General features: G+C 54.4%; 22 protein-coding genes and 1 riboswitch. Of the genes, 14 read left to right on the top strand and 8 right to left on the bottom strand.

Features of this window, described 5'->3' with window-relative positions:
• Window positions 1-97 precede the first annotated feature (97 nt).
• The 5 genes from metH to rluF all read left to right on the top strand — a co-directional run bounded on the left by metH (window position 98) and on the right by rluF (window position 8,092).
• The gene (gene metH / locus AWR26_RS24180; protein WP_064568833.1) at window positions 98-3,784 is read left to right on the top strand and encodes a methionine synthase; all 3,687 of its coding nucleotides are present in this window, start codon (window positions 98-100) and stop codon (window positions 3,782-3,784) included.
• A gap of 241 nt (window positions 3,785-4,025) precedes the next feature.
• Window positions 4,026-4,835, top strand: coding sequence for a hypothetical protein (locus AWR26_RS24175; protein ID WP_007372396.1), 810 nt, complete (start codon window positions 4,026-4,028; stop codon window positions 4,833-4,835).
• On the top strand, window positions 4,819-5,286 hold the full coding sequence (locus AWR26_RS24170) for a hypothetical protein (protein ID WP_064568832.1): 468 nt from the start codon (window positions 4,819-4,821) through the stop codon (window positions 5,284-5,286). The genes AWR26_RS24175 and AWR26_RS24170 overlap by 17 nt, the downstream gene beginning before the upstream one ends.
• 173 nt (window positions 5,287-5,459) lie before the next feature.
• On the top strand, window positions 5,460-7,091 hold the full coding sequence (locus AWR26_RS24165; RefSeq protein ID WP_064568831.1) for a Na/Pi cotransporter family protein: 1,632 nt from the start codon (window positions 5,460-5,462) through the stop codon (window positions 7,089-7,091).
• Between the two features lie 137 nt (window positions 7,092-7,228).
• A complete protein-coding gene (rluF, locus tag AWR26_RS24160) occupies window positions 7,229-8,092 on the top strand; it encodes a 23S rRNA pseudouridine(2604) synthase RluF (RefSeq protein WP_064568830.1) in 864 nt (287 codons plus the stop codon).
• On the opposite strand, the gene AWR26_RS24155 is transcribed toward rluF, so the two are convergent.
• Window positions 8,093-8,365, bottom strand: a complete 273-nt coding sequence (locus AWR26_RS24155; RefSeq protein WP_043955739.1) for a DUF3811 domain-containing protein — start codon at window positions 8,363-8,365, stop codon at window positions 8,093-8,095.
• A 176-nt stretch (window positions 8,366-8,541) separates the two neighbouring features.
• On the opposite strand from AWR26_RS24155, the gene AWR26_RS24150 reads away from it, so the two are divergent.
• Together AWR26_RS24150 and AWR26_RS24145 are read left to right on the top strand one after the other, a co-directional pair.
• A complete protein-coding gene (locus AWR26_RS24150) occupies window positions 8,542-8,895 on the top strand; it encodes a type II toxin-antitoxin system RelE/ParE family toxin (protein WP_064568829.1) in 354 nt (117 codons plus the stop codon).
• Complete coding sequence (locus AWR26_RS24145; protein WP_064568828.1) at window positions 8,892-9,230, top strand: helix-turn-helix domain-containing protein; 339 nt, start codon at window positions 8,892-8,894, stop codon at window positions 9,228-9,230. The genes AWR26_RS24150 and AWR26_RS24145 overlap by 4 nt, the downstream gene beginning before the upstream one ends.
• 49 nt (window positions 9,231-9,279) lie before the next feature.
• Here AWR26_RS24145 and panS read toward each other — a convergent pair whose 3' ends face one another.
• A complete protein-coding gene (gene panS, locus AWR26_RS24140) occupies window positions 9,280-10,221 on the bottom strand; it encodes a ketopantoate/pantoate/pantothenate transporter PanS (RefSeq protein WP_064568827.1) in 942 nt (313 codons plus the stop codon).
• 94 nt (window positions 10,222-10,315) lie between these two features.
• A complete protein-coding gene (gene lysC / locus AWR26_RS24135; protein WP_007372404.1) occupies window positions 10,316-11,665 on the bottom strand; it encodes a lysine-sensitive aspartokinase 3 in 1,350 nt (449 codons plus the stop codon).
• A 91-nt stretch (window positions 11,666-11,756) separates the two neighbouring features.
• A riboswitch (Lysine riboswitch) is annotated at window positions 11,757-11,952 on the bottom strand.
• A 627-nt stretch (window positions 11,953-12,579) separates the two neighbouring features.
• Here lysC and pgi point away from each other — a divergent pair.
• The 5 genes from pgi (at window position 12,580) to AWR26_RS24110 (ending at window position 18,457) form a co-directional block, all read left to right on the top strand.
• Window positions 12,580-14,229, top strand: a complete 1,650-nt coding sequence (gene pgi / locus AWR26_RS24130; RefSeq protein WP_064568826.1) for a glucose-6-phosphate isomerase — start codon at window positions 12,580-12,582, stop codon at window positions 14,227-14,229.
• A 454-nt stretch (window positions 14,230-14,683) separates the two neighbouring features.
• On the top strand, window positions 14,684-14,926 hold the full coding sequence (gene yjbE / locus AWR26_RS24125) for an exopolysaccharide production protein YjbE (RefSeq protein ID WP_007372406.1): 243 nt from the start codon (window positions 14,684-14,686) through the stop codon (window positions 14,924-14,926).
• A gap of 65 nt (window positions 14,927-14,991) precedes the next feature.
• Window positions 14,992-15,630, top strand: coding sequence for a YjbF family lipoprotein (locus tag AWR26_RS24120; RefSeq protein WP_064568825.1), 639 nt, complete (start codon window positions 14,992-14,994; stop codon window positions 15,628-15,630).
• A complete protein-coding gene (locus AWR26_RS24115) occupies window positions 15,627-16,364 on the top strand; it encodes a capsule biosynthesis GfcC family protein (protein ID WP_064568824.1) in 738 nt (245 codons plus the stop codon). The genes AWR26_RS24120 and AWR26_RS24115 overlap by 4 nt, the downstream gene beginning before the upstream one ends.
• Before the next feature lie 2 nt (window positions 16,365-16,366).
• Window positions 16,367-18,457, top strand: a complete 2,091-nt coding sequence (locus tag AWR26_RS24110; RefSeq protein WP_064568823.1) for a YjbH domain-containing protein — start codon at window positions 16,367-16,369, stop codon at window positions 18,455-18,457.
• A 35-nt stretch (window positions 18,458-18,492) separates the two neighbouring features.
• On the opposite strand, the gene AWR26_RS24105 is transcribed toward AWR26_RS24110, so the two are convergent.
• Both AWR26_RS24105 and AWR26_RS24100 read right to left on the bottom strand, forming a co-directional pair.
• Window positions 18,493-18,954, bottom strand: a complete 462-nt coding sequence (locus tag AWR26_RS24105; protein ID WP_064568822.1) for an acyltransferase — start codon at window positions 18,952-18,954, stop codon at window positions 18,493-18,495.
• Window positions 18,955-18,964: 10 nt separating this feature from the next.
• Window positions 18,965-19,474 (bottom strand): GNAT family N-acetyltransferase, encoded by a 510-nt coding sequence (locus AWR26_RS24100; RefSeq protein WP_064568821.1) that lies wholly within the window; start codon window positions 19,472-19,474, stop codon window positions 18,965-18,967.
• A 138-nt stretch (window positions 19,475-19,612) separates the two neighbouring features.
• On the opposite strand from AWR26_RS24100, the gene psiE reads away from it, so the two are divergent.
• Entirely contained in the window at window positions 19,613-20,023 is a 411-nt protein-coding gene (gene psiE, locus AWR26_RS24095; RefSeq protein WP_064568820.1) for a phosphate-starvation-inducible protein PsiE, read from the top strand.
• 202 nt (window positions 20,024-20,225) lie between these two features.
• On the opposite strand, the gene malG is transcribed toward psiE, so the two are convergent.
• The 3 genes from malG to malE form a co-directional block, all read right to left on the bottom strand.
• Complete coding sequence (gene malG / locus AWR26_RS24090; RefSeq protein ID WP_064568819.1) at window positions 20,226-21,116, bottom strand: maltose ABC transporter permease MalG; 891 nt, start codon at window positions 21,114-21,116, stop codon at window positions 20,226-20,228.
• A gap of 10 nt (window positions 21,117-21,126) precedes the next feature.
• Complete coding sequence (gene malF, locus AWR26_RS24085; RefSeq protein ID WP_064568818.1) at window positions 21,127-22,671, bottom strand: maltose ABC transporter permease MalF; 1,545 nt, start codon at window positions 22,669-22,671, stop codon at window positions 21,127-21,129.
• A gap of 187 nt (window positions 22,672-22,858) precedes the next feature.
• Window positions 22,859-24,049 carry a maltose/maltodextrin ABC transporter substrate-binding protein MalE gene (gene malE / locus AWR26_RS24080; protein ID WP_064568817.1) on the bottom strand — a complete coding sequence of 397 codons (1,191 nt, stop codon included), beginning with the start codon at window positions 24,047-24,049 and terminating at the stop codon, window positions 22,859-22,861.
• Window positions 24,050-24,420: 371 nt separating this feature from the next.
• Here malE and malK point away from each other — a divergent pair, with 371 nt between their 5' ends.
• A complete protein-coding gene (gene malK, locus AWR26_RS24075; protein ID WP_064568816.1) occupies window positions 24,421-25,530 on the top strand; it encodes a maltose/maltodextrin ABC transporter ATP-binding protein MalK in 1,110 nt (369 codons plus the stop codon).
• Window positions 25,531-25,583: the final 53 nt, after the last annotated feature.

The following is a 25,583-nucleotide window of genomic DNA, read 5'->3' as shown; positions in this document are numbered from 1 at the left end:
CTCTCATGTTAATCCGCTGCCGCTTTTCCGTTCTGCCACTTTGTGCCAGTATGTTTTGCTGGCCTTTTGGCCTCATTGAGCCTTGTCGGGAGCACGTGTGAGCAGCAAAGTTGAACAACTGCAACAGCAGTTAAATGAACGCATTCTGGTTCTGGACGGTGGTATGGGTACCATGATCCAGAGCTATCGTCTGAGTGAGCAGGATTTTCGCGGCGAGCGCTTTGCCGACTGGCCCTGCGATCTGAAAGGAAACAACGACTTGCTGGTGCTCAGCAAGCCGGACGTGATAACCGCCATCCATGACGCCTATTTTGCGGCCGGCGCGGATATCATCGAAACCAATACCTTTAACTCAACGACCATCGCCATGGCGGATTACCAGATGGAATCCCTGTCGGCGGAAATCAACTTTGCCGCAGCGAAACTGGCCCGCGCTTGCGCCGATAAATGGACCGCGCAAACGCCGGAAAAACCGCGTTACGTGGCCGGTGTGCTTGGCCCGACTAACCGCACTGCTTCTATCTCCCCGGATGTCAACGATCCGGCGTTTCGTAATATCTCCTTCGATCAGCTGGTGGAGGCCTACCGCGAATCAACCAAAGCGCTGGTGGAAGGCGGAGCTGACCTGATCCTGATCGAAACGGTGTTTGATACGCTCAACGCCAAAGCGGCGATCTTTGCCGTTAAAGAAGAGTTTGATGCGCTGGGTATTGAGCTGCCGATCATGATTTCCGGCACCATTACCGATGCGTCCGGGCGTACGCTCTCCGGCCAGACGACTGAGGCATTTTACAACTCACTGCGCCATGCCGATGCGCTCACTTTCGGCCTTAACTGCGCGCTGGGGCCAGACGAGCTGCGCCAGTACGTGCAGGAACTGTCGCGCATTGCCGAATGCTACGTCACCGCGCACCCGAACGCCGGTCTGCCGAACGCCTTTGGCGAATACGACCTTGATGCCACCACCATGGCGACGCAGATCCGCGAGTGGGCGGAAGCCGGGTTCCTGAATATCGTCGGCGGTTGTTGCGGCACCACGCCGGAACATATCGCTGCCATGAGCAACGCTGTTGCCGGGCTGCCGCCGCGTAAACTGCCGGAAATTCCGGTAGCCTGCCGTCTTTCCGGCCTTGAGCCGCTGAATATCGGCGATGACAGTCTGTTTGTGAACGTCGGCGAACGGACTAACGTTACCGGCTCCGCTAAATTCAAGCGCCTGATCAAAGAAGAGAAGTACAGCGAAGCGCTGGACGTGGCGCGCCAGCAGGTGGAAAGCGGCGCGCAGATCATCGATATCAACATGGATGAGGGGATGCTCGACGCCGAAGCGGCGATGGTGCGTTTCCTCAATCTGATTGCTGGTGAACCGGACATCGCCCGTGTACCGATCATGATCGACTCCTCGAAGTGGGAGGTGATTGAAAAAGGGCTGAAATGCATCCAGGGCAAAGGCATTGTTAACTCCATCTCCATGAAAGAAGGGGTTGAGCCGTTTATCCATCATGCGAAACGCGTGCGCCGTTACGGTGCGGCGGTGGTGGTGATGGCCTTTGATGAAGTGGGCCAGGCGGATACTCGCGCGCGCAAAATCGAGATTTGCCGCCGCGCCTATAAAATTCTCACCGAAGAGGTAGGATTCCCGCCGGAAGACATTATCTTCGACCCGAATATCTTCGCAGTGGCGACCGGGATTGAAGAGCACAACAACTATGCGCAGGACTTTATCGGCGCCTGTGAAGATATCAAACGCGAGCTGCCGCATGCGCTGATCTCCGGCGGCGTGTCGAACGTCTCCTTCTCCTTCCGCGGTAACGATCCGGTACGTGAGGCAATTCACGCCGTCTTCCTTTATTACGCTATTCGCAACGGCATGGACATGGGGATCGTAAACGCCGGTCAGTTGGCGATTTATGACGATCTGCCTACCGAGCTGCGCGATGGCGTTGAGGATGTGATTCTTAACCGTCGTGACGATGCCACGGAGCGCATGCTGGATCTGGCTGAGAAATATCGCGGCAGTAAAGGCGCGGATGAAGGTGCGCAGGCGCAACTGGCCGAATGGCGTAGCTGGGATGTGAAAAAGCGCCTCGAATATTCGCTGGTGAAAGGTATTACCGAATTTATTGAGCAGGACACCGAAGAGGCCCGTCAGCAAGCCGCTCGCCCGATCGAGGTGATCGAAGGGCCATTGATGGACGGTATGAACGTGGTCGGCGATCTGTTCGGCGAAGGTAAGATGTTCCTGCCGCAGGTCGTGAAATCTGCCCGCGTAATGAAACAAGCGGTTGCTTACCTGGAGCCGTATATCGAAGCCAGCAAAGAGCAGGGTAAAAGCAACGGCAAGATGGTGATCGCCACCGTGAAAGGCGATGTGCACGATATCGGCAAAAACATCGTAGGCGTGGTATTGCAGTGCAATAACTACGAAATCATTGATCTCGGCGTGATGGTGCCGGCCGACAAAATCCTCAAAACTGCGCGTGAAGTGAATGCTGACCTGATTGGCCTTTCCGGGCTGATTACGCCGTCGCTCGATGAGATGGTCAACGTGGCTAAAGAGATGGAGCGCCAGGGGTTCACCATTCCGCTGCTGATCGGCGGCGCGACCACGTCGAAAGCGCACACGGCGGTGAAAATCGAGCAGAACTACAGCGGGCCAACGGTCTATGTGCAGAACGCCTCGCGCACCGTCGGCGTCGTGTCGTCGCTGCTGTCGGATACGCAACACGATGAGTTTGTCGCCCGCACCCGCAAAGAGTATGAAACGGTGCGCATCCAGCACGCGCGCAAAAAACCGCGCACGCCGCCGGTGACCTTGCAGGCCGCACGGGAAAACGATCTGGCTTTCGACTGGGCCAGTTACACACCGCCGGTGGCGCATCGCCTCGGCGTACAGGAAGTCACGGCCAGCATCGAGACGCTGCGCAACTATATCGACTGGACTCCGTTCTTTATGACCTGGTCGCTGGCGGGCAAGTATCCGCGCATTCTGGAAGATGAAGTGGTGGGTGAAGAGGCGAAGCGTCTGTTTAAGGATGCGAACGAGATGCTCGATATGCTGGGCGCGGAAAAACAGCTTAATCCGCGCGGTGTGGTCGGGCTGTTTCCGGCAAACCGCGTCGGCGATGACATCGAAATCTACCGTGACGAAACCCGCACGCAGGTGCTGACGGTCGGTTGCCATCTGCGTCAGCAGACCGAAAAAACCGGTTTCGCCAACTACTGCCTGGCCGATTTTGTCGCGCCGAAACAGAGCGGAAAAGCGGACTACATTGGCGCTTTTGCCGTGACCGGCGGGCTGGAAGAAGATGCACTGGCGGAGGCTTACGATGCCGCACACGATGATTACAACAAAATCATGGTGAAAGCGGTGGCTGACCGTCTTGCAGAGGCGTTTGCCGAATACCTGCATGAGCGGGTACGTAAAGTGTACTGGGGCTATGCGCCAAACGAAAATCTCAGCAACGAAGAGCTGATCCGCGAAAACTACCAGGGAATTCGCCCCGCGCCGGGCTACCCTGCGTGCCCGGAGCACACCGAAAAAGGCACTATCTGGCAGTTACTGGATGTGGAAAAACATACCGGTATGAAGCTGACAGAATCTTACGCCATGTGGCCGGGTGCCTCGGTTTCCGGCTGGTATTTCAGCCATCCGGACAGCAAGTATTTCGCCGTCGCGCAAATTCAGCGCGATCAGGTGGAAGATTATGCGCGGCGTAAAGGCATGTCCGTGTCAGAGGTTGAGCGCTGGCTGTCCTCGAATTTAGGTTACGACGCCGACTAACCGCAATACATTGCAGAGCAACGGGGCATTATTTAATGCCCCATTTTTTTTCATCACTTTTCATAAAATCTTCACTAAGCAAACATAATACAAATTGAAACTAAGAACATTCTTAAAAGTGGATATTTTCTTAGACCGTTGTTCCTCTTCATGCGTATGATGGGCGTTGGCTCACAGGCAAGATTGCTTCCTTTTTTTGCAGTTCATTCGTTTGTCATAAATTTAACTTAGGTATTATAAAATGGATATTTATGATATAAGAAAAAGAAATCTATTGCCGAAGGATTATGAAAATATCCTTGCGCCGGACATCGCGAAAAATATTATCAGAAAGGAATATTTTATCGAAAGTAGTCCTAATAATGTCCTTGGAAGTATCGATGGCTATAGCATTAAAAAACACCACGGCTTTAAATATGGTTTACCGCACGATCCATTAGGTCATCAAAAAGAGAAATATATTGATAGTCTGGTGGACCGGGGCGTGGTAGTGGTGATGCGGCCAAATGTTAGCGCCCGCAACCGCTTCTACTATCCATTTTTTATTGCGGAAAACGGCGCGCTGTTTTGCGTACAGGAGATGTCGTTTAATGCCGTCTATATCAGAACCATACTGAACGGTTTTAAAGACAGCGTGGCGATTCACGGCACGCCTGCGCCAACCCGCAGCAGCTTTGTGCCGGTAACGGCGGAGTACGGCCCCGGCTACTGGAAGACCAGCGAGACGGACTTCCACGGCGTTAAAAATGCGGCGGTGATGCTACTCAACCGCGCAACCAGTATGGGCGACCAGGGGCGTGTATTTGGCTCGGATGGCAAAGATTATATGAATACCTCGCGGGATAAAATTCAGCTGTGGACGCCCATTCCAGACAGCGTGACGTCAGATACCCGGGAAATCCTGTATAATCGTTCGGTAATCAGGCGCTATGGCGATAAGCGATCGATAAGTCAAAAATATCTCGAAGGTGATGATGCCTGGACGCAATCGGGTAAATCATGGCAATGGATTCCTGGGGTAAGGGATGAAGATTATGAGTTTAAAAAATAAGATATACCTGTTCTGGGGGATTATGGATGTACTGGCATTGGCCGGATATTTATTTTTCTCACTACAGGGTGGGAGTATTCCTTTTTATTCCGACATCCATGGGTTTTATACCAACTACGCGCAATTAGGCGTAGGTGGTTTAACCGGTGGGCTGATCCAGTTGCTGTTCTTTATTAATATTGTACTGATCGTTTCATTAGCATTTTCTGGCTGGTGGATGATAGTCAAAAAGGATATCAATAATATCTTTTTAATCGTTCAGGAAATTGGCCGGGTATTTTCGTTGAAATGCTCCATTGCGCTAATCCCGCTGATTATGCATTTTTCTGATGTGCGTTCTCCGTGGATCGCCATCCTGCTGTTTGTCCTGTCGGAGGTGGTTAAAATTGGCTCTATTATGTGGATTAAACGAAATGATGAGTCGCAGGCCATGGATGCCGCCAGCCGCTAAGCGCTAAACCCCATCATTGTCACAAAACCGTCATTTTTCCTTACAACTCGCAGGATGCTTAAGCGGCGTTCTGCGCTATTCCTGGTTTTAACACCTTATACTTAAACCATAATGTTGTGGTTATCTCTCCGCAGATAGCCAGCAACGCATAACAATAAGGAGGATCCCACTCAGTGCTGACTTTGCTTCATCTGTTATCTGCTGTTGCCTTGCTGGTATGGGGTACCCATATTGTCCGTACCGGTGTGATGCGCGTCTTTGGCGCCCGTTTACGGACGGTGCTCAGCCGCAGCGTGGAGAAAAAACCGCTCGCCTTCTGCGCGGGTATCGGCGTGACCGCGCTGGTACAGAGCAGCAACGCGACGACCATGCTGGTGACATCCTTCGTGGCGCAGGATTTAGTGGCGCTGACCCCGGCGCTGGTGATTGTACTTGGTGCCGATGTCGGGACCGCGCTGATGGCGCGTGTGCTGACCTTCGATCTTTCATGGCTGTCGCCGCTGCTGATTTTTATCGGCGTGATTTTCTTCCTCGGCCGCAAACAAACCCGTGAAGGACAACTGGGCCGCGTCAGTATTGGCCTCGGGCTGATCCTGCTGGCGCTGGAACTCATCGTGCAGGCGGTGACGCCAATCACCCAGGCAAGTGGGGTTCAGGTGATTTTTGCCTCGCTGACGGGTGATATCCTGTTGGATGCACTGATTGGCGCGGTCTTTGCGATTATCAGTTATTCAAGCCTGGCCGCCGTACTGCTGACGGCAACGCTGGCTGCCGCCAGTATTATTTCGTTTCCGGTGGCGTTGTGCCTGGTGATTGGTGCCAACCTGGGTTCTGGTCTGCTGGCGATGCTGAACAACAGTGCGGCTAATGCCGCAGCCCGCCGGGTGGCGCTCGGCAGCCTGCTGTTTAAGCTGGTAGGCAGCCTGATCATTCTGCCGTTTGTCCATGTGCTCGCCAGTTCGATGCAAAAACTGCCGCTGCCGGAAGCGGAACTGGTGATTTACTTCCACGTTTTCTACAACCTGATCCGCTGTCTGGCGATGGTGCCGTTTGCCGGGCCGATGGCGCAATTTTGTAAACGCATTATTAGCGATGAACAGGAGCTGGATGCGCGTCTGAAACCCAAACATCTCGACAGTTCTGCGCTGGATACGCCGACGCTGGCGCTGGCGAATGCCGCGCGCGAAACGCTGCGCATGGGCGATGCGATGGAGCTGATGCTGGAAGGTTTGCATAAAGTGATGCACGGCGAGCCGCGGCAGGAGAAAGAGCTGCGCAAGCTGGCAGATGACGTCAACGTGCTTTATACCGCGATCAAGCTCTATCTGGCGCGTATGCCGAAAGAGGAGCTGGCGGAAGAGGAGTCAAAACGCTGGGCGGAAATTATCGAGATGTCGCTTAACCTGGAGCAGGCTTCCGATATTGTCGAGCGGATGGGCAGTGAAATCGCCGACAAATCGTTAGCCGCACGACGCGCTTTTTCAGGGGAAGGGCTGAAAGAGCTGGATGCGCTGCATGAACGGTTGGTGGGGAATCTGAAACTGGCGATGTCGGTGTTTTTCTCCAGCGATGTCACCAGCGCCCGTCGTCTGCGTCGCAGCAAACACCGCTTCCGTATTATGAACCGGCGCTATGCGCATGCGCACGTTGATCGACTGCATCAGCAAAACGTTCAGAGCATTGAAACCAGTTCGTTGCACCTTGGTCTGCTGGGAGACATGAAACGACTCAACTCCCTGTTCTGCTCGGTGGCCTATGGCGTTCTGGAACAACCCGATGAAGATGACGATCGCGACGATAATTAATCCCCGCCGTGCCACCCGGCACGGCGTCTAAAAACCCCGGTTTTTATCGGGTTAGTGCACAAATTCATTTACGCACGATAAAAATCCATTTTTTCTCCTCTTAAAGCCAGTTATATTCCGCTTTTACAGGAGAGTTTATGCTGCCAACCCAATCAACACGTTTAAACAAATATATCAGCGAAAGCGGGATTTGCTCGCGTCGTGAGGCCGATCGTTATATCGAGCAGGGCAATGTTTTTATCAACGGCAAGCGCGCCGGGATCGGCGATCAGGTTGTTGCCGGAGACGTTGTCAAAGTGAACGGTCAACTTATCGAGCCGCGAAATGCAGAAGATCTGGTATTTATCGCGTTGAATAAACCGGTTGGCATTGTCAGTACCACTGAAGACGGCGAAAAAGACAATATTGTTGATTTTGTTAATCATAGCAGCCGTATTTTCCCCATTGGTCGTCTGGACAAAGATTCACAGGGGCTGATTTTTCTCACTAATCACGGCGACTTAGTGAATAAAATCCTGCGTGCAGGTAACGACCACGAAAAAGAGTATCTGGTGACCGTCAACAAACCGGTGACCGATGAGTTTATTCGGGGTATGGGCGCGGGCGTGCCGATCCTCGGTACGGTAACCAAAAAATGCAAGGTTAAGAAAGAAGCGCCTTTCACTTTCCGCATCACGCTGGTGCAGGGGCTGAACCGCCAGATCCGCCGCATGTGCGAGCATTTCGGTTATGAAGTCACGAAGCTGGAACGCACGCGTATTATGAACGTCAGCCTCACCGGGCTGCCGCCGGGCGAGTGGCGCGATTTAACCGACGACGAATTGATCGCGCTGTTCAAACTGATTGAGAACTCATCCTCAGAAGCGAAGCCGAAAGCCAAAGCAAAACCGCAGGCGGCGAAAAAACCTGCCGTCAATGTTGCGAAGCCCGAAGAGAAAAATCGGGGCAAACCGGCAGGTAAACGCTTTACCCAGCCGGGGAGAAAGAAGAAAGGGCGCTGATTAGCGTCTGCCGCGCGTTGAGGTATTCGCCGACCAGGAAAAGGTCGTGCTCTCATCGGGTTTGTAAGCCTGCTGTTTTTTAACCTTGCGGGCTTTCTTCACTTCCGCTTCACGCTGCTCCATCAGCTTATCGATGTACTCTTTTTTCACATGATTCGCTTCAGAATTGCTGAGCGGGCGTCCATGCGCGATGCGGGCGCGATCGAGCAGGGTTTTTAGCTCCCGTTGTTCGCTCTCCGTCATCTCTTTTTGCGTCAGTCTGGTCAGGGCCATGGGATTCTCTCCTCGGGAAGTGCAACGAGTGTACGCGATGCGGCCAGGTAAAGCATGCGTAATGGCGCATAAACGCTGGAAAGCGCTTCGCATATTTGTCGGAGCGTGGGTGACAATGGCTGACGTCGGCGTAACATCATGCAGATTTGGTATAAAATTTTATACAAGGATGTGTTATGCTGGAGTTGCGACCTGCCCTAAAGCCCATCATTTGGCTGGGTTCGTCATACAAGGACTTATGTGCTTTTCCAGAAGATGTTCGCAAAGATGCGGGCTATCTGCACAAAATTCAGGCTGGCCTGGAAGCGTCGGACTGGAGAGTGATGGCTGAGGTTGGCGCTGGCGTGGCGGAAATCCGGCTTCGCAATCACGCAGGCGCGTTCCGCGTTTTTTACCTGGCCAGGTTTGAAGATGCGCTGTATGTTTTGCACTGTTTTCATAAAACGTCTCAGCGCACTTCGCTCTCAGATAAGGCGATAGCCCGTACCCGCTATCGCGCATTGGTTGAGCATTACAGGAATCAAAAATGAAAACGACAACAGAAAATCTGATTGGTCATGTGACCCCGGCCGGTGCCAATATTTTTGCGGAACTGGGTTTTGCACCTGAAACCGCAAATGCGCTTGCGCAGGATGCGGAACGAGAGGTCATCCAATTGCTGAGTATTAAACGGCAACTGATGCAGGAAATCGCCGGCTGGATAGCTGAAAACCACCTCAAACAGGCGGAAGTAGCCGCCAGACTCAATATTTCTCGCCCTCGCGTCTCCGATGTGGTTAATCAAAAAACCAGTAAATTTACCATTGATGCCCTGGTCACCATGCTGAGTAAACTCGGTAAGCCGGTGACGATTACGGTTGGGTAAAAAATTAATCTGCCGGATGATACGTTTTTATCCGGCAGTGGTTGCTCTGTTACCCCTCTTTCACCGCATCCGCGTTGCGCCCGTCGACGGGTTTACCGGACCAGTAACCCGCCAGCAGCGAGCCAGAGAGGTTATGCCAGACGGAGAACAACGCGCCAGGCAGTGCGGCGAGCGGGGAGAAGTAGATTTTACCCAACGCGGCGGCCAGACCTGAGTTTTGCATGCCCACTTCAATCGCCAGCGTGCGGCAGGTGGATTCATCAAAGCCGAACAGGCGTCCGCCCCAGTAACCGCCCAGCAAACCGATGCTGTTGTGCAGAATCACCGCGACAATCACCACCAGGCCAACCGAGGCGATATACGCCGCAGAACCGGCCACTACCGCGCTGATGATCGCCAGAATACACACCATCGAGAAGGCGGGCAGATACGGTTCGACCGCTTTCACCACGCGCGGGAACAGGTGATGCACAATCAACCCCAGCGCTATTGGGATCACCACAATTTGCAAAATACTCAGCAGCATACCCATCACATCCACCTGGATATGCGCATCGACGTACAGGCGCGTCAGCAGCGGCGTCGCGATCACACCGACCAGGGTTGAGACGGAAGAGATGGTGACCGACAGCGCGACGTCGCCTTTTGCCAGGTAGATCATCACGTTCGACGCCGTACCGCTGGCGACGCTGCCGACCAGCACCATTCCGGCGGACAAATCTGGCGGCATCTTAAAGAGCAACGCCAGCAGCCATGCCGCCAGCGGCATCACCAGATAGTGCAGGAAAATGCCCGCGGCGACCGGCGCCGGGCGAGAGAGCACGCGTTTAAAATCATCGAGTTTCAGGTGCACGCCCATGCCGAACATAATCAGCATCAGCAGCGTGCTCACCCACGGACCGATGGCGACGAAGGTGGGTGGGAAGTAATAAGCGAGGACGGAAAGCAGCAGCGCCCATAACGGGAACAGCCGCGTCAGTGTTGCGAGCATGTGAGGAATTCCTTGCGATTGTTGTGTTGTGTTTTTTTATAAAAAGGCCGGGTTCGTGCCCGGCCATAGTTATTGTTTATCGTGCTAAGGAATTTTATTCAAACAAATTATGATGCAGCTTCTGTACAACCTGCTCCGCTTCGGCGCCAGGCACCAGGAAGCAGAGGTTATGGCTGGATGCGCCGTAGCAGATCATGCGAATGTTGAACGGGTCGAGCACGCCAAACACCTCTTTCCCCACGCCGCAGGCTTTCGACAGCTCATTGCCGATCAGCGCCACCAGCGCCAGGTTCTCTTCGACTTCCACGCGGCACAGCGATGACAGCTCGGTCAGCAGCGACTGGGTCAGCAACGTATCGCCGGTTGACGTTGAGCCGGTGGTATCCAGCGTCAGCGCCACGCTCACTTCGGAGGTGGTGATCAGATCGACAGAGATATTGTGTCGTGCGAGGATGCCAAACACTTCGGCCAGGAAGCCACGTGAGTGCAGCATGTTCAGGCTGTGCAGCGTCAGCAGCGTTTGTCTGCGGCGCAGCGCCAGTGCGCGGAACAGCGGTGGATTAGTGGTTTTGTTGCATACCAGCGTGCCGCCCGCTTTCGGGTCTTTGCTGGAGCCGACAAATACCGGAATGTCGCTGCGCACGGCAGGCAACAGAGTGGCCGGATGCAGCACTTTCGCGCCAAAAGTGGCCATCTCAGCCGCTTCTTCAAAGGCGATTTCATCAATGCGTTTTGCTGCCGGAACGACGCGCGGATCGGTGGTATAGATGCCCGGAACATCTGTCCAGATATCCACACGTGAGGCGTGCAGCGCTTCACCCAGCAGCGCTGCCGTATAGTCGCTGCCGCCACGGCCCAGCGTGGTGGTACGGCCTTTGGCTTCGCTACCGATAAAGCCCTGGGTGATGATTAACCCTTCGCTGAGGCGCGGCGCGAGTTGCTGGGCGGAAAGCTCAGCCAGCGCGGCGACATCCGGCTCGGCACGGCCAAAGCGATCGCTGGTACGCATGACTTTACGCACGTCAAACCACTGCGCCTGAACGTTACGTTCACGCAGCACTTCAACAAACAGCAGAGTCGACATTAATTCGCCGTGGCTCACCAGCTCGTCGGTCAGGGCCGTAGAGGTCGCCAGCGAGGCGGCTTCCGCCAGGGTGGTGATATTTTCCAGCAGGCGTTCGATCTCTTCACGAATCACGGAAGGATTCGCCATACGTTCCAGGATATCGAACTGAATTTTGCGGATAGCGTCGAGTTTTACGAAGCGCTCGCTGGCTTCCAGCCCTTCAGACAGGGCAACCAGCAGATTGGTCACGCCCGCAGAGGCGGAGAGAACAACCAGACGGACGCTGGCATCGGCAAGCACCACGTCCGCACTGCGGTTCATGGCATCGTAATCGGCAACACTGGTGCCGCCAAATTTGGCGACAACTAAACTCGTCATAACAACCTCGTGTCAGGGGATCCAATATTCAGCCTTGGCACAAGGAAAGAGCGAAAAACAGGGGTGGCGCAGATAGCAAAACAACTACGTTTTCCCCAGAAGCGCTCCACCTTGCGAAACGCCCGACTGCGAACGTTTCTGGTGACAACCCAGAGGATTCAGCCTCTGTAGCCGATAACGAACGCTGCCAGGCGTTTTGTTATCTCGGCGTTGCTCCCCCTCAGGTGTTTTCTTCAGTCTGGCACTTCGAACACCGTGTACCTGGGCAACGCGCCTCTTCTGGCTATTACCTTCGCCTTTCACGCTGTGGCGGTGTTGGCTGCCTTCACTTACCCCGGTCACTTACCGATGTAAGCTCCCGGGGATGCGTTCAGTTGCCGCCTGGCCACAACGCGAAATGCGTTGGTAATACTTACCTTCGCTTGCCGCGCTGTGGCGGTGTTGGCTGCCTTCACTTACCCCGGTCACTTACCGATGTAAGCTCCCGGGGATGCGCTCAGTTGCCGCCTGGCCACAACGCGAAATGCATTGGTAATACTTACCGTCGTCTCTCGCGCGAAAGCGGCGTTGGCTCGGGTAACTTAAAACTGGCCGGTGGCGGTATGCGTGGCGGGCCTACATACTCTGTAGGCCGGATAAACGCAGTGCCATCCCGCAAGCTTCTTCTGCGCTCGCGCGCAAGAAGTGTGGTTATAAATAAAGGGTTAGCGGGGGCGCTGTCAACGCCGGGATTATGCGGATTTTTCATGCGGCTTTCGCAATCAGTAAAATGGCTTATGTTATGCGGATAATCGGCCATTTTCGCCGTGCTTGAGCCGCAGAACAGAGGGGCAGGCACAAAAACCATCACAATTTTCCCCGGCAGGCGCTACAATCGACCGCAGTCACAATTCTCAAATCAGAAGAGTATTGCTATGAAAAACATCAACCCAACGCAGACCTCTGCCTGGCAGGCATTACAAAAACACTACGCTGACATGAAGGATGTCACTATCGCGGATCTGTTCGCGAAAGACGGCGACCGCTTTAGTAAGTTTTCCGCAACCTTCGATGATCTGATGCTGGTGGATTTCTCCAAAAACCGCATCACGCAAGAGACTCTGGACAAGCTGCTGGCGCTCGCCAAAGAGACCGAACTGGCAGCGGCCATTAAATCCATGTTCTCCGGCGAGAAGATTAACCGCACCGAAGATCGCGCCGTCCTGCACGTTGCGCTGCGTAACCGTAGCAATACCCCGATTCTGGTTGATGGCAAAGATGTGATGCCGGAAGTGAACGCTGTACTGGAGAAGATGAAAACCTTCTCTGAAGCGATCATTTCAGGCGCCTGGAAAGGCTATACTGGCAAACCAATCACTGACGTGGTGAACATCGGTATTGGCGGCTCCGACCTCGGTCCGTTTATGGTCACCGAAGCGCTGCGCCCTTACAAAAATCACCTGAACATGCATTTCGTTTCTAACGTCGATGGTACGCATATCGCCGAAGTGCTGAAAAAAGTGAACCCGGAAACCACGTTGTTCCTCGTGGCCTCTAAAACCTTCACCACCCAGGAAACCATGACCAACGCCCATAGCGCGCGCGACTGGTTCCTGAAAACTGCCGGTGACGAAAAACACGTTGCGAAACACTTCGCCGCCCTCTCCACCAACGGTAAAGCGGTTGGCGAGTTTGGTATCGATACCGCGAACATGTTTGAATTCTGGGATTGGGTGGGCGGCCGCTACTCGCTGTGGTCTGCCATCGGTCTGTCGATCATCCTCTCCGTGGGCTTCGACAACTTTGTTGAGCTGCTCTCCGGCGCTCACGCCATGGACAAACACTTCTCCACCACGGAACTGTCGAAAAACCTGCCGGTGCTGCTGGCGCTGATCGGCATCTGGTACAACAACTTCTTCGGTGCTGAAACCGAAGCTATCCTGCCGTACGACCAGTACATGCACCGCTTTGCCGCCTACTTCCAGCAGGGCAACATGGAATCTAACGGTAAATACGTTGACCGTAACGGCCACGCCGTGGATTACCAGACCGGCCCGATTATCTGGGGTGAACCGGGCACTAACGGTCAGCACGCGTTCTATCAGCTGATTCACCAGGGAACCAAAATGGTGCCGTGTGATTTCATCGCGCCGGCCATCACCCACAACGCGCTTTCCGATCATCACCAGAAGCTGCTGTCTAACTTCTTCGCACAGACCGAAGCGCTGGCGTTTGGTAAATCCCGCGAAGTGGTTGAGCAGGAATACCGTGACCAGGGTAAAGATCCGGCCACGCTGGAACACGTTGTGCCGTTCAAAGTATTTGAAGGCAACCGTCCGACCAACTCCATCCTGCTGCGTGAAATCACGCCGTTTAGCCTCGGTGCATTGATTGCGCTCTACGAGCACAAGATCTTCACTCAGGGCGCTATCCTCAATATCTTCACCTTTGACCAGTGGGGCGTGGAGCTGGGTAAACAGCTGGCGAACCGCATTCTGCCTGAGCTGGGCGATGATAAAGCCATCTCCAGCCATGACAGTTCAACCAACGGTCTGATTAACCGCTACAAATCCTGGCGCGGCTAATCGAACCACCGACAAAGCGTCGCTCCGGCGGCGCTTTTTTTTTGCCTGCCGAATATATTAATCCCCTGTGCATATATATTGGTTCCGGCTTTCCACAATATATATAAGCGATTCTGATATTGATATTTTCCCTTTGCTAAATTAGGGAGAGGTGATGATTCTCTGCGGCAGATATCGGGGATCAGGTTTATCTGAAAAAGCTGTCATTACTTCCAGTCATTGCTATACATTTTAGGACTAGCCTTATTGTATCAACCTTTCGTCATTATTTAATCATTTGAATTACATCACATTTTTATGTAATTACTTTCTCAGGTGTACCTTATTTGCCAATTCTCCTAAAAGATTCCCCGCTATTTCCCGTTGCGTAATTCATCTGCTTTAGTTGTGTATACTCGATATCGCCTGAGTTTTTTCAGGTAAATCTCCATTCATTCAATGAAGGGAAATTGATATGAAAAAAGTCCTGTATGGCATTTTTGCCATATCCGCGCTTGCGGCGACTTCTGCTTTTGCTGCACCGGTGCAAATCGGTGAAGCGGCAGGGTCGGCAGCGACCTCTGTCTCGGCAGGTAGTTCTGCTGCGACGAGCGTCAGCACCGTAGGGTCCGCGGTGGGTGTCGCGCTGGCGGCAACCGGTGGCGGTGATGGCTCCAACACGGGAACCACGACCACCACGACCACAAGTACTCAGTAATCACGGGTACATTAACTATAACCACACTTCGGTGTGGTTATTTCCGCCCCTCTCGGAGAAGAGTCGTGAAGCGACCTGGTATTATTTTAATTTGCCTGCTGCTTCAGGCATGTTCTGGCCAAATCAAAGGCCTGGGAAATTCACTGTGGGATAGCGTTTTTGGCGTGCCAGGCGTGCAGCTGACAGATGAAGACATTCTCAACATGCCCTATGCCAGCCAGTACATGCAGCTTAACAACGGCCCGCAACTGTTTGTGGTGCTCGCTTTCGACGAAAACGGTCAGCAGAAATGGGTAACGCAGGATCAGGCGACCATCGTGACGCAGCATTACCGCATCGTAAAAACACAACTCAGCGGCGATAACCTGATTGAAGTGAATAACCTGACATCCGATCCGCTGGCAAAACCGAATCAAATTATTGATGGTGCAAGCTGGACGCGCACCATGGGCTGGACGGAGCACAAACAGGTGCGCTATGCCACCGCGCACTCCGTCTTCCACTGGAACGGCACCGACACCATCAAGCTGGCGAATGATGTCACTGCGGTGCGTATTCTCGACGAGGATGTCACCACAGACGAGAAGAGCTGGCGCAACCGCTTCTGGGTGGATGACGCCGGGGTAATCAGGCAGTCGGAGCAGTATCTGGGCGCAGACTGGTTCCCGGTGAAGACCACACTGATTAAGGCGGCTAAACAATGACGATGCGCACTTTTCTTCTGTTATTAGCCAGCCTCGCTTCTCCGCTCGCGCTGGCCACTGGCACGGTGAATGTTTACATCGCTGGCGACAGTAAACCGAAAACGTTATCCAACGCCGCGCGTTTGAGCGATCTGGTCGCACAACCCCGGCTGGCAGAGAGCTGGTGGCCCGGCGCCGTCGTCAGTGAACGTCACGCCACGCAGGCGGAGCAGGCCCGGCATCAGGTGTTGTTAACGCGCCTGAGCACGCTTGCTGCTGACGAAAGCGGTAACACTGCCGCCGCCATTAATTCACTGCGCCAGCAGTTGCAGGCGGTGAAAGTGACCGGCCGGCAGATCGTCAATCTTGACCCGGATTACGTTCGTACGCACCGGCTGGCGAACCGTCCACTGGAGGGTGAATACTCGCTGTGGGTGGGCCCGCAACCGGCCACGATTACCGTGGTAGGGCTGATTAGCAGCCCAGGGAAAAAACCGTTTACACCAGGCAGGGATGTGGTGAGTTATCTGGATGATATGAGCCTGCTCAGCGGTGCGGAACGCAGCTATGCATGGGTGATTTATCCCACCGGCCAGACACAAAAAGTGCCGGTTGCTTACTGGAACCGCCGCCACGTAGAGCCGATGCCCGGCAGCGTGATTTTCGTTGGCTTTGCACCGGGGTTGTGGAGCAACGAATATGACGAACTGAATGCCGACATCCTTCAGTCCCTGACGCATCGGATACCGGAATAATAATGAAAAAATCGTTTGTAATAAGCCTGTTGGCGCTGGGAATTAGCGCAGCCTGTCACGCAGAATCTTATCCTGAACCGGTGGGACCCTCCCAGTCGGACTTTGGCGGCGTGGGATTGCTGCAAACACCGACCGCACGCATGTCGCGCGAAGGCGAACTGAGTTTTAACTACCGCGATAACAATCAGTACCGTTTCTATTCTGGCTCGATACAGCTTTTCCCGTGGCTGGAAACGACGCTACGTTATACCGACGTGCGCACACGCAAATATAGCTCGGTGGAAGCCTTCTCCGGCAATCAGACCTACAAAGATAAAGCCTTCGATGTGAAACTGCGCCTGTGGCAGGAAGGCTACTGGCTACCGGAAGTCTCCCTCGGCGCGCGGGATATCGGCGGTACAGGGCTGTTTGACGGCGAATATCTGGTCGCCAACAAAGCCTGGGGGCCGTTCGATTTCTCCCTCGGTATTGGCTGGGGCTATCTCGGCACCAGCGGCAATATCAAAAACCCGCTCTGCTCTTATGACGAGAAATACTGTACGCGCGACACCAGCTACAAACAGGCGGGCTCCACCGATACCAGCCAGATGTTCCGCGGCCCGACGGCTCTGTTTGGTGGGGTTGAATATCAGACCCCCTGGAACCCGCTGCGTTTAAAACTGGAGTATGAAGGTAACAACTATCAGCAGGATTATGCCGGGAAACTGCCGCAGCGCAGCAAAGTGAACGTTGGCGCGATTTACCGCATTACCGACTGGGCCGACATCAACCTGAGCTATGAGCGCGGCAACACCTGGATGTTTGGTTTTACCCTGCGCAATAATTTCAACGATTTACGTCCCGCTTACAGCGATGCGCCGCGGCCGAAGTATCAACCGCAGCCGCAGGACGCGATCCTGCAACATGCGGTGGTGGCTAATCAGCTTACTCTGTTGAAATATAACGCCGGTTTTGCCGACCCGCAGATCCAGGTGAAAGGCGATACGCTCTATGTGACCGGTCAGCAGGTGAAATACCGTAACACCCAGGAAGGGATTGAGCGGGCAAACCGTATCATCATGAATGACTTGCCGGATGGCATTCGCACGATTCGCGTGACGGAAAATAGCCTTAATATGCCGATCGTCACCACTGAAACGGATGTCGCCAGCCTGAAGCGCCATCTGGAAGGGGAACCGCTGGGGCAGGATACAGAACTGGTGCAGAAACGGGTTACGCCGATTGTGCCGGACAGCACAGAGCAGGGCTGGTATATCGATAAATCGTCGTTCGATTTCCATATCGATCCGGTGTTGAACCAGTCGTTCGGCGGCCCGGAAAGCTTCTACATGTACCAGGTTGGCGTGATGGCAACCGCCGACTGGTGGTGGACCGATCATTTACTGACCACTGGCAGCCTGTTCGCCAACGTGGCTAACAACTACGATAAATTCAGCTATACCTCCAGCGATTCGGCATTACCGCGCGTGCGTACCCGCGTGCGTGAATATGTGCAAAATGACTACTACGTCAACAACATGCAAGCGAACTACATGCACTACCTGGGGAATAATTTCTATGGTCAGGTGTATGCCGGTTATCTGGAAACCATGTTTGGCGGCGCGGGGGCTGAATTGCTGTGGCGTCCGGTCGATAGTCACTGGGCGTTCGGTATTGATGGCAACTACGTGAAACAGCGCGACTGGCGCAGCCCGCAGGACATGATGAAGTTCACCGATTACAGCGTGAAAACCGGCCACTTCACCGCGTACTGGACGCCGTGGTTCGCCGACAATGTGCTGATTAAAGCGAGCGCCGGGCAGTATCTGGCAGGGGATAAAGGCGTTACGCTGGATGTCTCGAAACACTTTGATAGCGGCGTGGTCATTGGCGCGTATGCCACGAAGACCAACGTTTCGGCGGCGCAGTATGGGGAAGGGGAATTCACCAAAGGGGTGTATATCTCTGTTCCATTGGATCTGTTCACGACCGGCCCGACCCGCAGCCGCGCTGCCGTTGGCTGGACGCCGTTGACGCGTGATGGCGGCCAGAAACTGGGCCGTAAGTTTGAGCTTTATGATATGACCAACGATAAGACGATCAACTTCCAGTAACCCTCCACCCCCCTCTCCGCCGGAGAGGGGGCTTCTCACAGCCGCCGCAGCAACCGCGCCGGATTTCCCGCATAAACCCCTTTCTCATGCAATGATTTTGTCACCACGCTGCCCGCGCCGATAACGCAACCATCGCAAATGGTGACGGCCAGGATCGTGGCGCCGCTACCGACAGAAACATCATTGCCAATCACAATGCGCCCCCAGCTTTCGCGATCGGGATTGGGCTTGCCGTCGCGGAACATATCGTTCGCGAACATCACGCCGTGGCCGATAAAGCAGCGCTCGCCGAGAGTCACGTATTCGCAGATGAAGCTGTGCGACTCAATTTTGCTCCCCTGGCCAATTCGCGTATGTCCCTGTATTTCCACAAACGGGCCGACAAACACATTGTCGCCGAGAATGCAGTCATACAAATTGGCGGGTTCATAAATCACCACGTTTTCGCCGCAGGTTACGTTGCGGATGGCGGACTGGCGCACGGTAGCGACAGGCATGCTGACTCCTTTAGAGCGGTTTACAAAGAATATGCAGCGTACTTTGCTGAGAAGGGGTACTAAACAAGGTCTCTTTCAGGTGCGTGAATCCCTGGCGGAGATAAAAGCGCTGGGCGTTGGGATTCGCATCGAGAACCTCCAGCCAGAGCGCGGTTTCGCCACGGCTTTTCGCCATACGCGCGATCTCCGTCAGCAGCGTTTCGCCGTAGCCACGGCCGGTTTTTCCCGGCAGAAAATAGAGCTTATGCAGCAGCGTTCCCACAGGGCCATGGTCATCGACTGCGCGATGCCAGGAGACTTTGGCAAAGCCAACCGGCGAGGGATCGCTGGCGATGAACCAGCAACTTTTTTCATCCTGTAAGCTCTGTTGCAGCACCGGCACGGCATACTCTTGCCGGAGAAAATCCTGTAATTCGCTCTGCTCACGCCACAGATGAGCAAAGTGGTGCATGTAGCTGGCAACGCCCATTTCGCTGATTAACGCCGCGTCGTCCACGGATGCTTTACGCAGGGTAAGCATGCTCTTTTTTCCTCTTACATAAAAACGGCTAGCCAGACATGTGACCACGTGCTGTCACAAAAGATAAGTAAATAATGTAGATCCAGATCACATTTTTACGTTATACAGGGAATTCCCCACATAAAATGAGGTGCTGTTATGACGTCGCTAACTCGTCCACGCGCTGAGTTTGTTTCTGCTATTTTGCAGACCGTGCTGAACCTGGGTCTGCTGAGCCTGGGGCTGATCCTGATTGTTTTTCTGGGCAAAGAGACGCTGCATCTGGCGGATGTACTGTTTTCGCCGGTACAGACCAGCAAGTATGAGCTGGTGGAAGGGCTGGTGGTCTACTTCCTTTACTTCGAATTTATCGCACTGATTGTGAAGTACTTTCAGTCCGGTTTCCATTTTCCGCTGCGCTACTTTATCTATATCGGCATCACCGCGATCGTGCGGTTGATCATCGTCGATCATCAGTCGCCGATGGATGTGCTGATCTACTCTGCGGCGATCCTGCTGCTGGTGATCACCCTGTGGTTATGTAACTCCAAACGGCTAAAGCGTGAATAAAAAAAGGCGGCCTTTTGGGCCGCCAACGACTTCACAAGTTAAGTTGAGGGTGCAGTGGCAACGCCTGTCATCTTTCGGGTGATAGCTGTGTTGGCTTCCTTTACTCACCCCAGTCACTTACTTCAGTAAGCTCCAGGGGATTCGTGCAGTCGCCGCCTTGCTCTAACCCGAAATACTTAGGGCGTGATAACAACGATGAAAGTTAACCTTTTACTCCGCCTGCGGTCAGGCCGTTGACCAGCCAGCGCTGCGCCAGCAGGAACACCAGCGTAATCGGAATGGCGGAGAGCACCGCCGCAGCGGCAAAATCGCCCCACAGATAGTTTTGCGGGTTGAGGTATTGCTGCATGCCGACCGCCAGCGTGTAGCTGTTGACATCGCGCAGCAGCAGCGAGGCCACCGGAACTTCGGTGATGGCCGCGATAAACGACAGAATAAACACCACCGCCAGGATCGGCACCGACAGCGGCAGCAGCACCAGGCGAAACGCCTGCCACGGCGTAGCGCCATCCAGCGCAGCGGCTTCTTCCAGCGAGCTGTCGATAGTTTCGAAATAGCCCTTGATCGTCCACACATGCAGCGCAATCCCGCCAAGATAAGCAAAGATCACTCCACCGTGCGTATTCAGGCCGATAAACGGCACGTACTGTCCCAGACGATCAAACAACGCATACAGCGCCACCAGCGACAACACCGCCGGGAACATCTGGAAAATCAGCATCCCTTTTAGCAGTGTCGCTTTGCCGGGAAAACGCATACGGGCGAACGCGTATGCGCAGGTAGTGGAGAGCGCGACAATGCCCACGGCAGTAATGGCGGCGATTTTCACCGAGTTCCACAGCCACAGCAGCACTGGGAACGGCGGCGGCGTAACGCGACCGTCGGCGTGCTCGACGCTAAAGCCGAGCGCCAGCCGCCAGTGCTCCCAGGAGATGTTATCCGGGATCAGGCTGCCGGTAGCGAAGTTACCTTCACGCAGCGAAATGGCGACCACCATCAGCAGCGGGAACATGATGGCGGCAATAAACACCAGCAGTAACACATGGGTGATAAACAGCCGCAGCTTCTGCGATTTTGCCTGCACCATAGCCATATCGTCCTCCTTAATCGAATTTCATGCGCGTGGCTTTCAGGTTGACGATAGCCAGCGCGCCTACCAGCAGGAAAATCAGCGTGGCGATAGCGGCGGCAAGCCCAAAGTCCTGACCGCCGCCACCTTCAAAGGCGATGCGGTAGGTGTAGCTCACCAGCAGGTCGGTATAACCCGCCGGAGTGGTGGTGCCGATGCGGTCCGGCCCGCCGTTGGTCAACAACTGGATCAGCACGAAGTTGTTAAAGTTAAAGGCAAAGCTGGCGATCATCAGCGGCGTCAGCGGCTTGATCAGCAGCGGGAAAGTGATGCGGAAAAAGTTCTGCAACGGCCCGGCGCCATCCATTGCCGAGGCTTCATACAGATCGTCCGGGATCGCTTTCAGCAGACCCATGCAAAGGATCATCATGTAGGGATAGCCAAGCCAGGTGTTAACGATCACGATCATCGCGCGGGCGGTGGTCGGATCGCTGAACCAGGCTGGTTTAATGCCGAACAGCGCGCTCAGCATCATGTTGATCTCACCGAAGCTCTGGTTAAACAGCCCTTTAAAGATCAGGATCGAGATAAACGATGGCACCGCGTAAGGCAGAATCAGCAGCACGCGGTAAATCGCTTTGCCTTTCAGCGACTCCCACTGCACGACGCAGGCCAGCACCATACCGACAGCGACGGTCAGTACGACGGTCAGCACGGAGAAGATCACCGTCCAGATAAAGATCTCGATAAACGGTTTCTGGATACCTTCATCGGTAAAGACGCGAGTGAAGTTATCCCAGCCGATGGTCACCGTATAACCAGGGCTGAGTTTTTCGCTGCCCCAGCTACCGTCAGCATTAACCGCCTGGTAGAAACCGATGTGGTTATTTGGCCGGTATTTAGCGCCGCTCTGGTTGTTGGTCAGCGTACCGTCCTGCGCGAGCTGGTAGAGCGGGCGCGTGCCGGAAAACTGGCGCAGCGAGCTCATAATCACTTTGCTTTCGTCCGGCAGGATGGCGGTAAGCTGGTTCAGCGCCTGGCGATTTTGCGTAATGACACGCAAATTCGCGCGCTCACCGGTCGGCAGCGCTGGCACCTCTTTCAGAGCCAGTTGCTGTTCACCACCAGGTTTAAAGGCGTCGGAGAGATAATTTTTGCCGCTGTCGCCATCGGTGAGCGCCAGCCGCCATTCATCCCCTTCCGGATAAAGACCAAAATTGTAGGCTTTTCCCGCCTGGAAGGAGCGATCGAGCAGCACCTGCTGCGCGCGTTCCTGCGTTAACTGGTTGGTACTGCTGTAGTTGGTAAAGGCGATGGCGATCGTACAGATCAGTGGGAACAGGACGAACAGCCCCATCCCGGCCATGCCCGGATAAACATAGCGCCAGGCGTAGGTTTTACGGTTGGCGAAAATATACAGGCCCGCCGAACTGAGCACGAGCGTGGTAATGGCGAAAAGGTATTCCCCCTGGGCATACATCATAACGACAAGGTATGCCACCAGCAGCCCGATCAGAGTAATGACGGTCCAGGCAAGCTGTGGGCTTTGCCACCAATGGCGCTTCTTTACAACATCCATGGGGATTTCCTCTCTACGCGGCACTTTTCACGCTGTCTCTTTGTTGGCCAGGGTTGGGTGCCCCAGCCACTTACGTTGGTAAGCGCTGGGGATACACAACTTTGCCGCCGCGATCTGCGTGAATCATGCCGTGTATACAACTGTCCAGGTTGCCTTATCCTTTTCCGGGGATAAGGCATTCACATTTTTACTTGGTAATACGGCCTTGCGCGTCTTTCAGTGCAGCATCCACAGTTTGACGATCGCTCACGGCATTGATAACAGCGGTGCGGGTTGCATACCAGAAGGCGGCCATCTGCGGGATGTTCGGCATAATTTCACCGGTTTTTGCGTTAGCCATAGTGGCGGCAATGCGCGGATCTTTCGCTAACTCATCCTGGTACGATTTCAGCGCTACGGCGCCCAGCGGTTTGTCCTTGTTAACATCCGCCAGACCGGCATCGGTCAACAGGTAGTTTTCCAGGAACTCTTTCGCCAGCTCTTTGTTCGGGCTGGCGGCGTTAATGCCTGCGCTCAGCACGCCAACGAACGGTTTGGATGGCTTACCGTGGAAGGTGGGCAGCGGTGCGACGCCGTAATTGATCTTGCTCTTATCAATGTTGGCCCATGCCCACGGACCATTGATGGTCAGCGCGGTTTCGCCTTTGTTGAACGCCGCTTCAGCGATGGAATAATCCGTGTCGGCATTCATGTGTTTATCTTTAATCAGCTTGACGAGGAAGCTGAGGCCCGCTTTCGCGCCTGCATTGTCAACGCCGACATCTTTCACATCGTATTTGCCGTTTTCATACTTGAACGCGTAACCGCCATCGGCAGCAATCAGCGGCCAGGTGAAGTACGGTTCTTGCAGGTTAAACATCAGCGCGCTCTTACCTTTCGCTTTCAGCTGTTTATCCAGCGCCGGGATCTCTTCCCAGGTTTTCGGCGGGTTCGGTACGAGGTCTTTGTTATAAATCAGCGACAGCGATTCGACAGCAATCGGGTAAGCGATTAACTTGCCGTTGTAGCGCACCGCATCCCAGGTGAAGGGGAACAGCTTGTCCTGGAAAGCTTTGTCCGGGGTGACTTCTGCCAGCAGGCCAGATTGCGCGTAGCCGCCAAAGCGGTCGTGCGCCCAGAAGATAATGTCCGGGCCATCGCCGGTCGCAGCAACCTGCGGGAATTTCTCTTCCAGTTTGTCCGGATGTTCAACCGTCACTTTAATGCCGGTATCTTTCTCGAATTTCTTACCCACTTCGGCAAGGCCGTTATAGCCTTTATCGCCATTGATCCAGATAACCAGCTTACCTTCTTCGATTTTGGCGAGGGCAGAGGCGGAGAACATCATCGTCGCCAGTGCGGACAATGCGAGGATGCGTGCGCCTGTTTTGATTTTCATATATCCCGTCCTATTTGGTGATGTGCTCGTGGATACGTGCAAGGTGGTCTGACGGGATTAGTCTCCTTTTTTGACAAGTACTTCTCATCCTCCTTATCCCTACGCCCCTGGGGCGATTTGTGTGATCTGTGTTACATAGATTTTCGTTATGTGTGTCAGCGCACATAAAAAAGAGCCGATTTTTGCAGGTTCCATCACGAAAATGCCTGTCACCTGGCGATATGGGGTGCAGAGCAAACCTTCTCATCCTCCCGCCTCCTCCCCCATAAAAAACCGCAGGGGTGGAGGATTCGCCCGCTGTATCGATGCCCCATAGTCAGCCCACGTTGAATGTTTCTGTTGGTGACAGGTTGTAACGAAGGGAGAAGGGCATGGCGAGCGTACAGCTTCGTAACGTAACGAAAGCCTGGGGCGATGTAGTGGTCTCTAAAGAGATCAATCTCGACATTCACGAAGGTGAATTTGTGGTGTTTGTCGGCCCGTCAGGCTGTGGTAAATCGACGCTGCTGCGCATGATTGCCGGGCTGGAAACCATTACCAGCGGGGAGTTGTTTATCGGTGATACCCGCATGAATGATGTTCCCCCCGCCGAACGTGGCGTCGGGATGGTATTTCAGTCCTACGCGCTTTATCCGCACCTGTCGGTAGCGGAAAACATGTCTTTCGGCCTGAAGTTAGCGGGTGCGAAAAAAGAGATCATTAAATCGCGCGTCACTCAGGTGGCGGAGGTGTTGCAACTGGCGCACTTGCTGGAACGCAAACCGAAAGCGCTCTCTGGCGGCCAGCGCCAGCGCGTGGCGATTGGTCGCACGCTGGTGGCTGAACCCAGCGTCTTCTTACTTGATGAACCCCTTTCCAACCTTGATGCCGCGCTGCGCGTGCAGATGCGTATTGAGATCTCCCGTCTGCATAAACGCCTTGGCCGCACGATGATTTACGTCACCCACGATCAGGTCGAAGCGATGACGCTGGCCGACAAGATTGTGGTGCTGGACGCCGGTCGCGTGGCGCAGGTCGGGAAACCGCTGGAACTCTATCACTACCCGGCTGACCGCTTTGTTGCGGGCTTTATTGGCTCGCCGAAGATGAATTTCCTGCCGGTAACAGTGACGGCCACCGCCATTGAACAGGTGCAGGTTGAGCTGCCTAACCGCCAGCAGGTTTGGCTGCCGGTGGACAGCGCCAATGTGCAGGTCGGCGCGAATATGTCTTTGGGCATTCGCCCGGAGCATCTGCTTCCAAGCGACATCGCCGATGTCACGCTGGAAGGGGAAGTGCAGGTCGTAGAACAGCTTGGTCACGAAACACAAATTCATATCCAGATCCCCGCAATACGCCAGAACCTGGTCTACCGCCAGGCTGACGTCGTGCTGGTAGAAGAGGGTGCCACATTCGCTATCGGCTTGCCGCCGGAGCGCTGCCATCTGTTCCGTGAAGATGGCACCGCCTGCCGCCGGTTACACAAAGAGCCAGGCGTTTGAGCGTACCCCAAAAAAAACTTACACCAACCCTTTCAGGGCCAGGTGTAAACAGA

Origin of the sequence: Kosakonia oryzae (assembly GCF_001658025.2) — a bacterium.
GTDB classification, from domain to species: Bacteria; Pseudomonadota; Gammaproteobacteria; order Enterobacterales; family Enterobacteriaceae; genus Kosakonia; species Kosakonia oryzae.
The sequence above is the reverse complement of the archived record's forward strand: the minus strand, read 5'-3'. Positions and strand labels throughout refer to the sequence as shown.

Excerpts from the sequence above, each read along its gene's own strand:
- AWR26_RS24175 (WP_007372396.1), top strand. The coding sequence starts at position 4,026 with ATGGATATTTATGATATAAGAAAAAGAAATCTATTGCCGAAGGATTAT.
- AWR26_RS24170 (WP_064568832.1), top strand. The coding sequence starts at position 4,819 with ATGAGTTTAAAAAATAAGATATACCTGTTCTGGGGGATTATGGATGTA.
- rluF (WP_064568830.1), top strand. The coding sequence starts at position 7,229 with ATGCTGCCAACCCAATCAACACGTTTAAACAAATATATCAGCGAAAGC.
- AWR26_RS24155 (WP_043955739.1), bottom strand. The coding sequence starts at position 8,365 with ATGGCCCTGACCAGACTGACGCAAAAAGAGATGACGGAGAGCGAACAA.
- AWR26_RS24150 (WP_064568829.1), top strand. The coding sequence starts at position 8,542 with ATGCTGGAGTTGCGACCTGCCCTAAAGCCCATCATTTGGCTGGGTTCG.
- AWR26_RS24145 (WP_064568828.1), top strand. The coding sequence starts at position 8,892 with ATGAAAACGACAACAGAAAATCTGATTGGTCATGTGACCCCGGCCGGT.
- panS (WP_064568827.1), bottom strand. The coding sequence starts at position 10,221 with ATGCTCGCAACACTGACGCGGCTGTTCCCGTTATGGGCGCTGCTGCTT.
- lysC (WP_007372404.1), bottom strand. The coding sequence starts at position 11,665 with ATGACGAGTTTAGTTGTCGCCAAATTTGGCGGCACCAGTGTTGCCGAT.
- pgi (WP_064568826.1), top strand. The coding sequence starts at position 12,580 with ATGAAAAACATCAACCCAACGCAGACCTCTGCCTGGCAGGCATTACAA.
- yjbE (WP_007372406.1), top strand. The coding sequence starts at position 14,684 with ATGAAAAAAGTCCTGTATGGCATTTTTGCCATATCCGCGCTTGCGGCG.
- AWR26_RS24115 (WP_064568824.1), top strand. The coding sequence starts at position 15,627 with ATGACGATGCGCACTTTTCTTCTGTTATTAGCCAGCCTCGCTTCTCCG.
- AWR26_RS24110 (WP_064568823.1), top strand. The coding sequence starts at position 16,367 with ATGAAAAAATCGTTTGTAATAAGCCTGTTGGCGCTGGGAATTAGCGCA.
- AWR26_RS24105 (WP_064568822.1), bottom strand. The coding sequence starts at position 18,954 with ATGCCTGTCGCTACCGTGCGCCAGTCCGCCATCCGCAACGTAACCTGC.
- AWR26_RS24100 (WP_064568821.1), bottom strand. The coding sequence starts at position 19,474 with ATGCTTACCCTGCGTAAAGCATCCGTGGACGACGCGGCGTTAATCAGC.
- psiE (WP_064568820.1), top strand. The coding sequence starts at position 19,613 with ATGACGTCGCTAACTCGTCCACGCGCTGAGTTTGTTTCTGCTATTTTG.
- malG (WP_064568819.1), bottom strand. The coding sequence starts at position 21,116 with ATGGCTATGGTGCAGGCAAAATCGCAGAAGCTGCGGCTGTTTATCACC.
- malF (WP_064568818.1), bottom strand. The coding sequence starts at position 22,671 with ATGGATGTTGTAAAGAAGCGCCATTGGTGGCAAAGCCCACAGCTTGCC.
- malE (WP_064568817.1), bottom strand. The coding sequence starts at position 24,049 with ATGAAAATCAAAACAGGCGCACGCATCCTCGCATTGTCCGCACTGGCG.
- malK (WP_064568816.1), top strand. The coding sequence starts at position 24,421 with ATGGCGAGCGTACAGCTTCGTAACGTAACGAAAGCCTGGGGCGATGTA.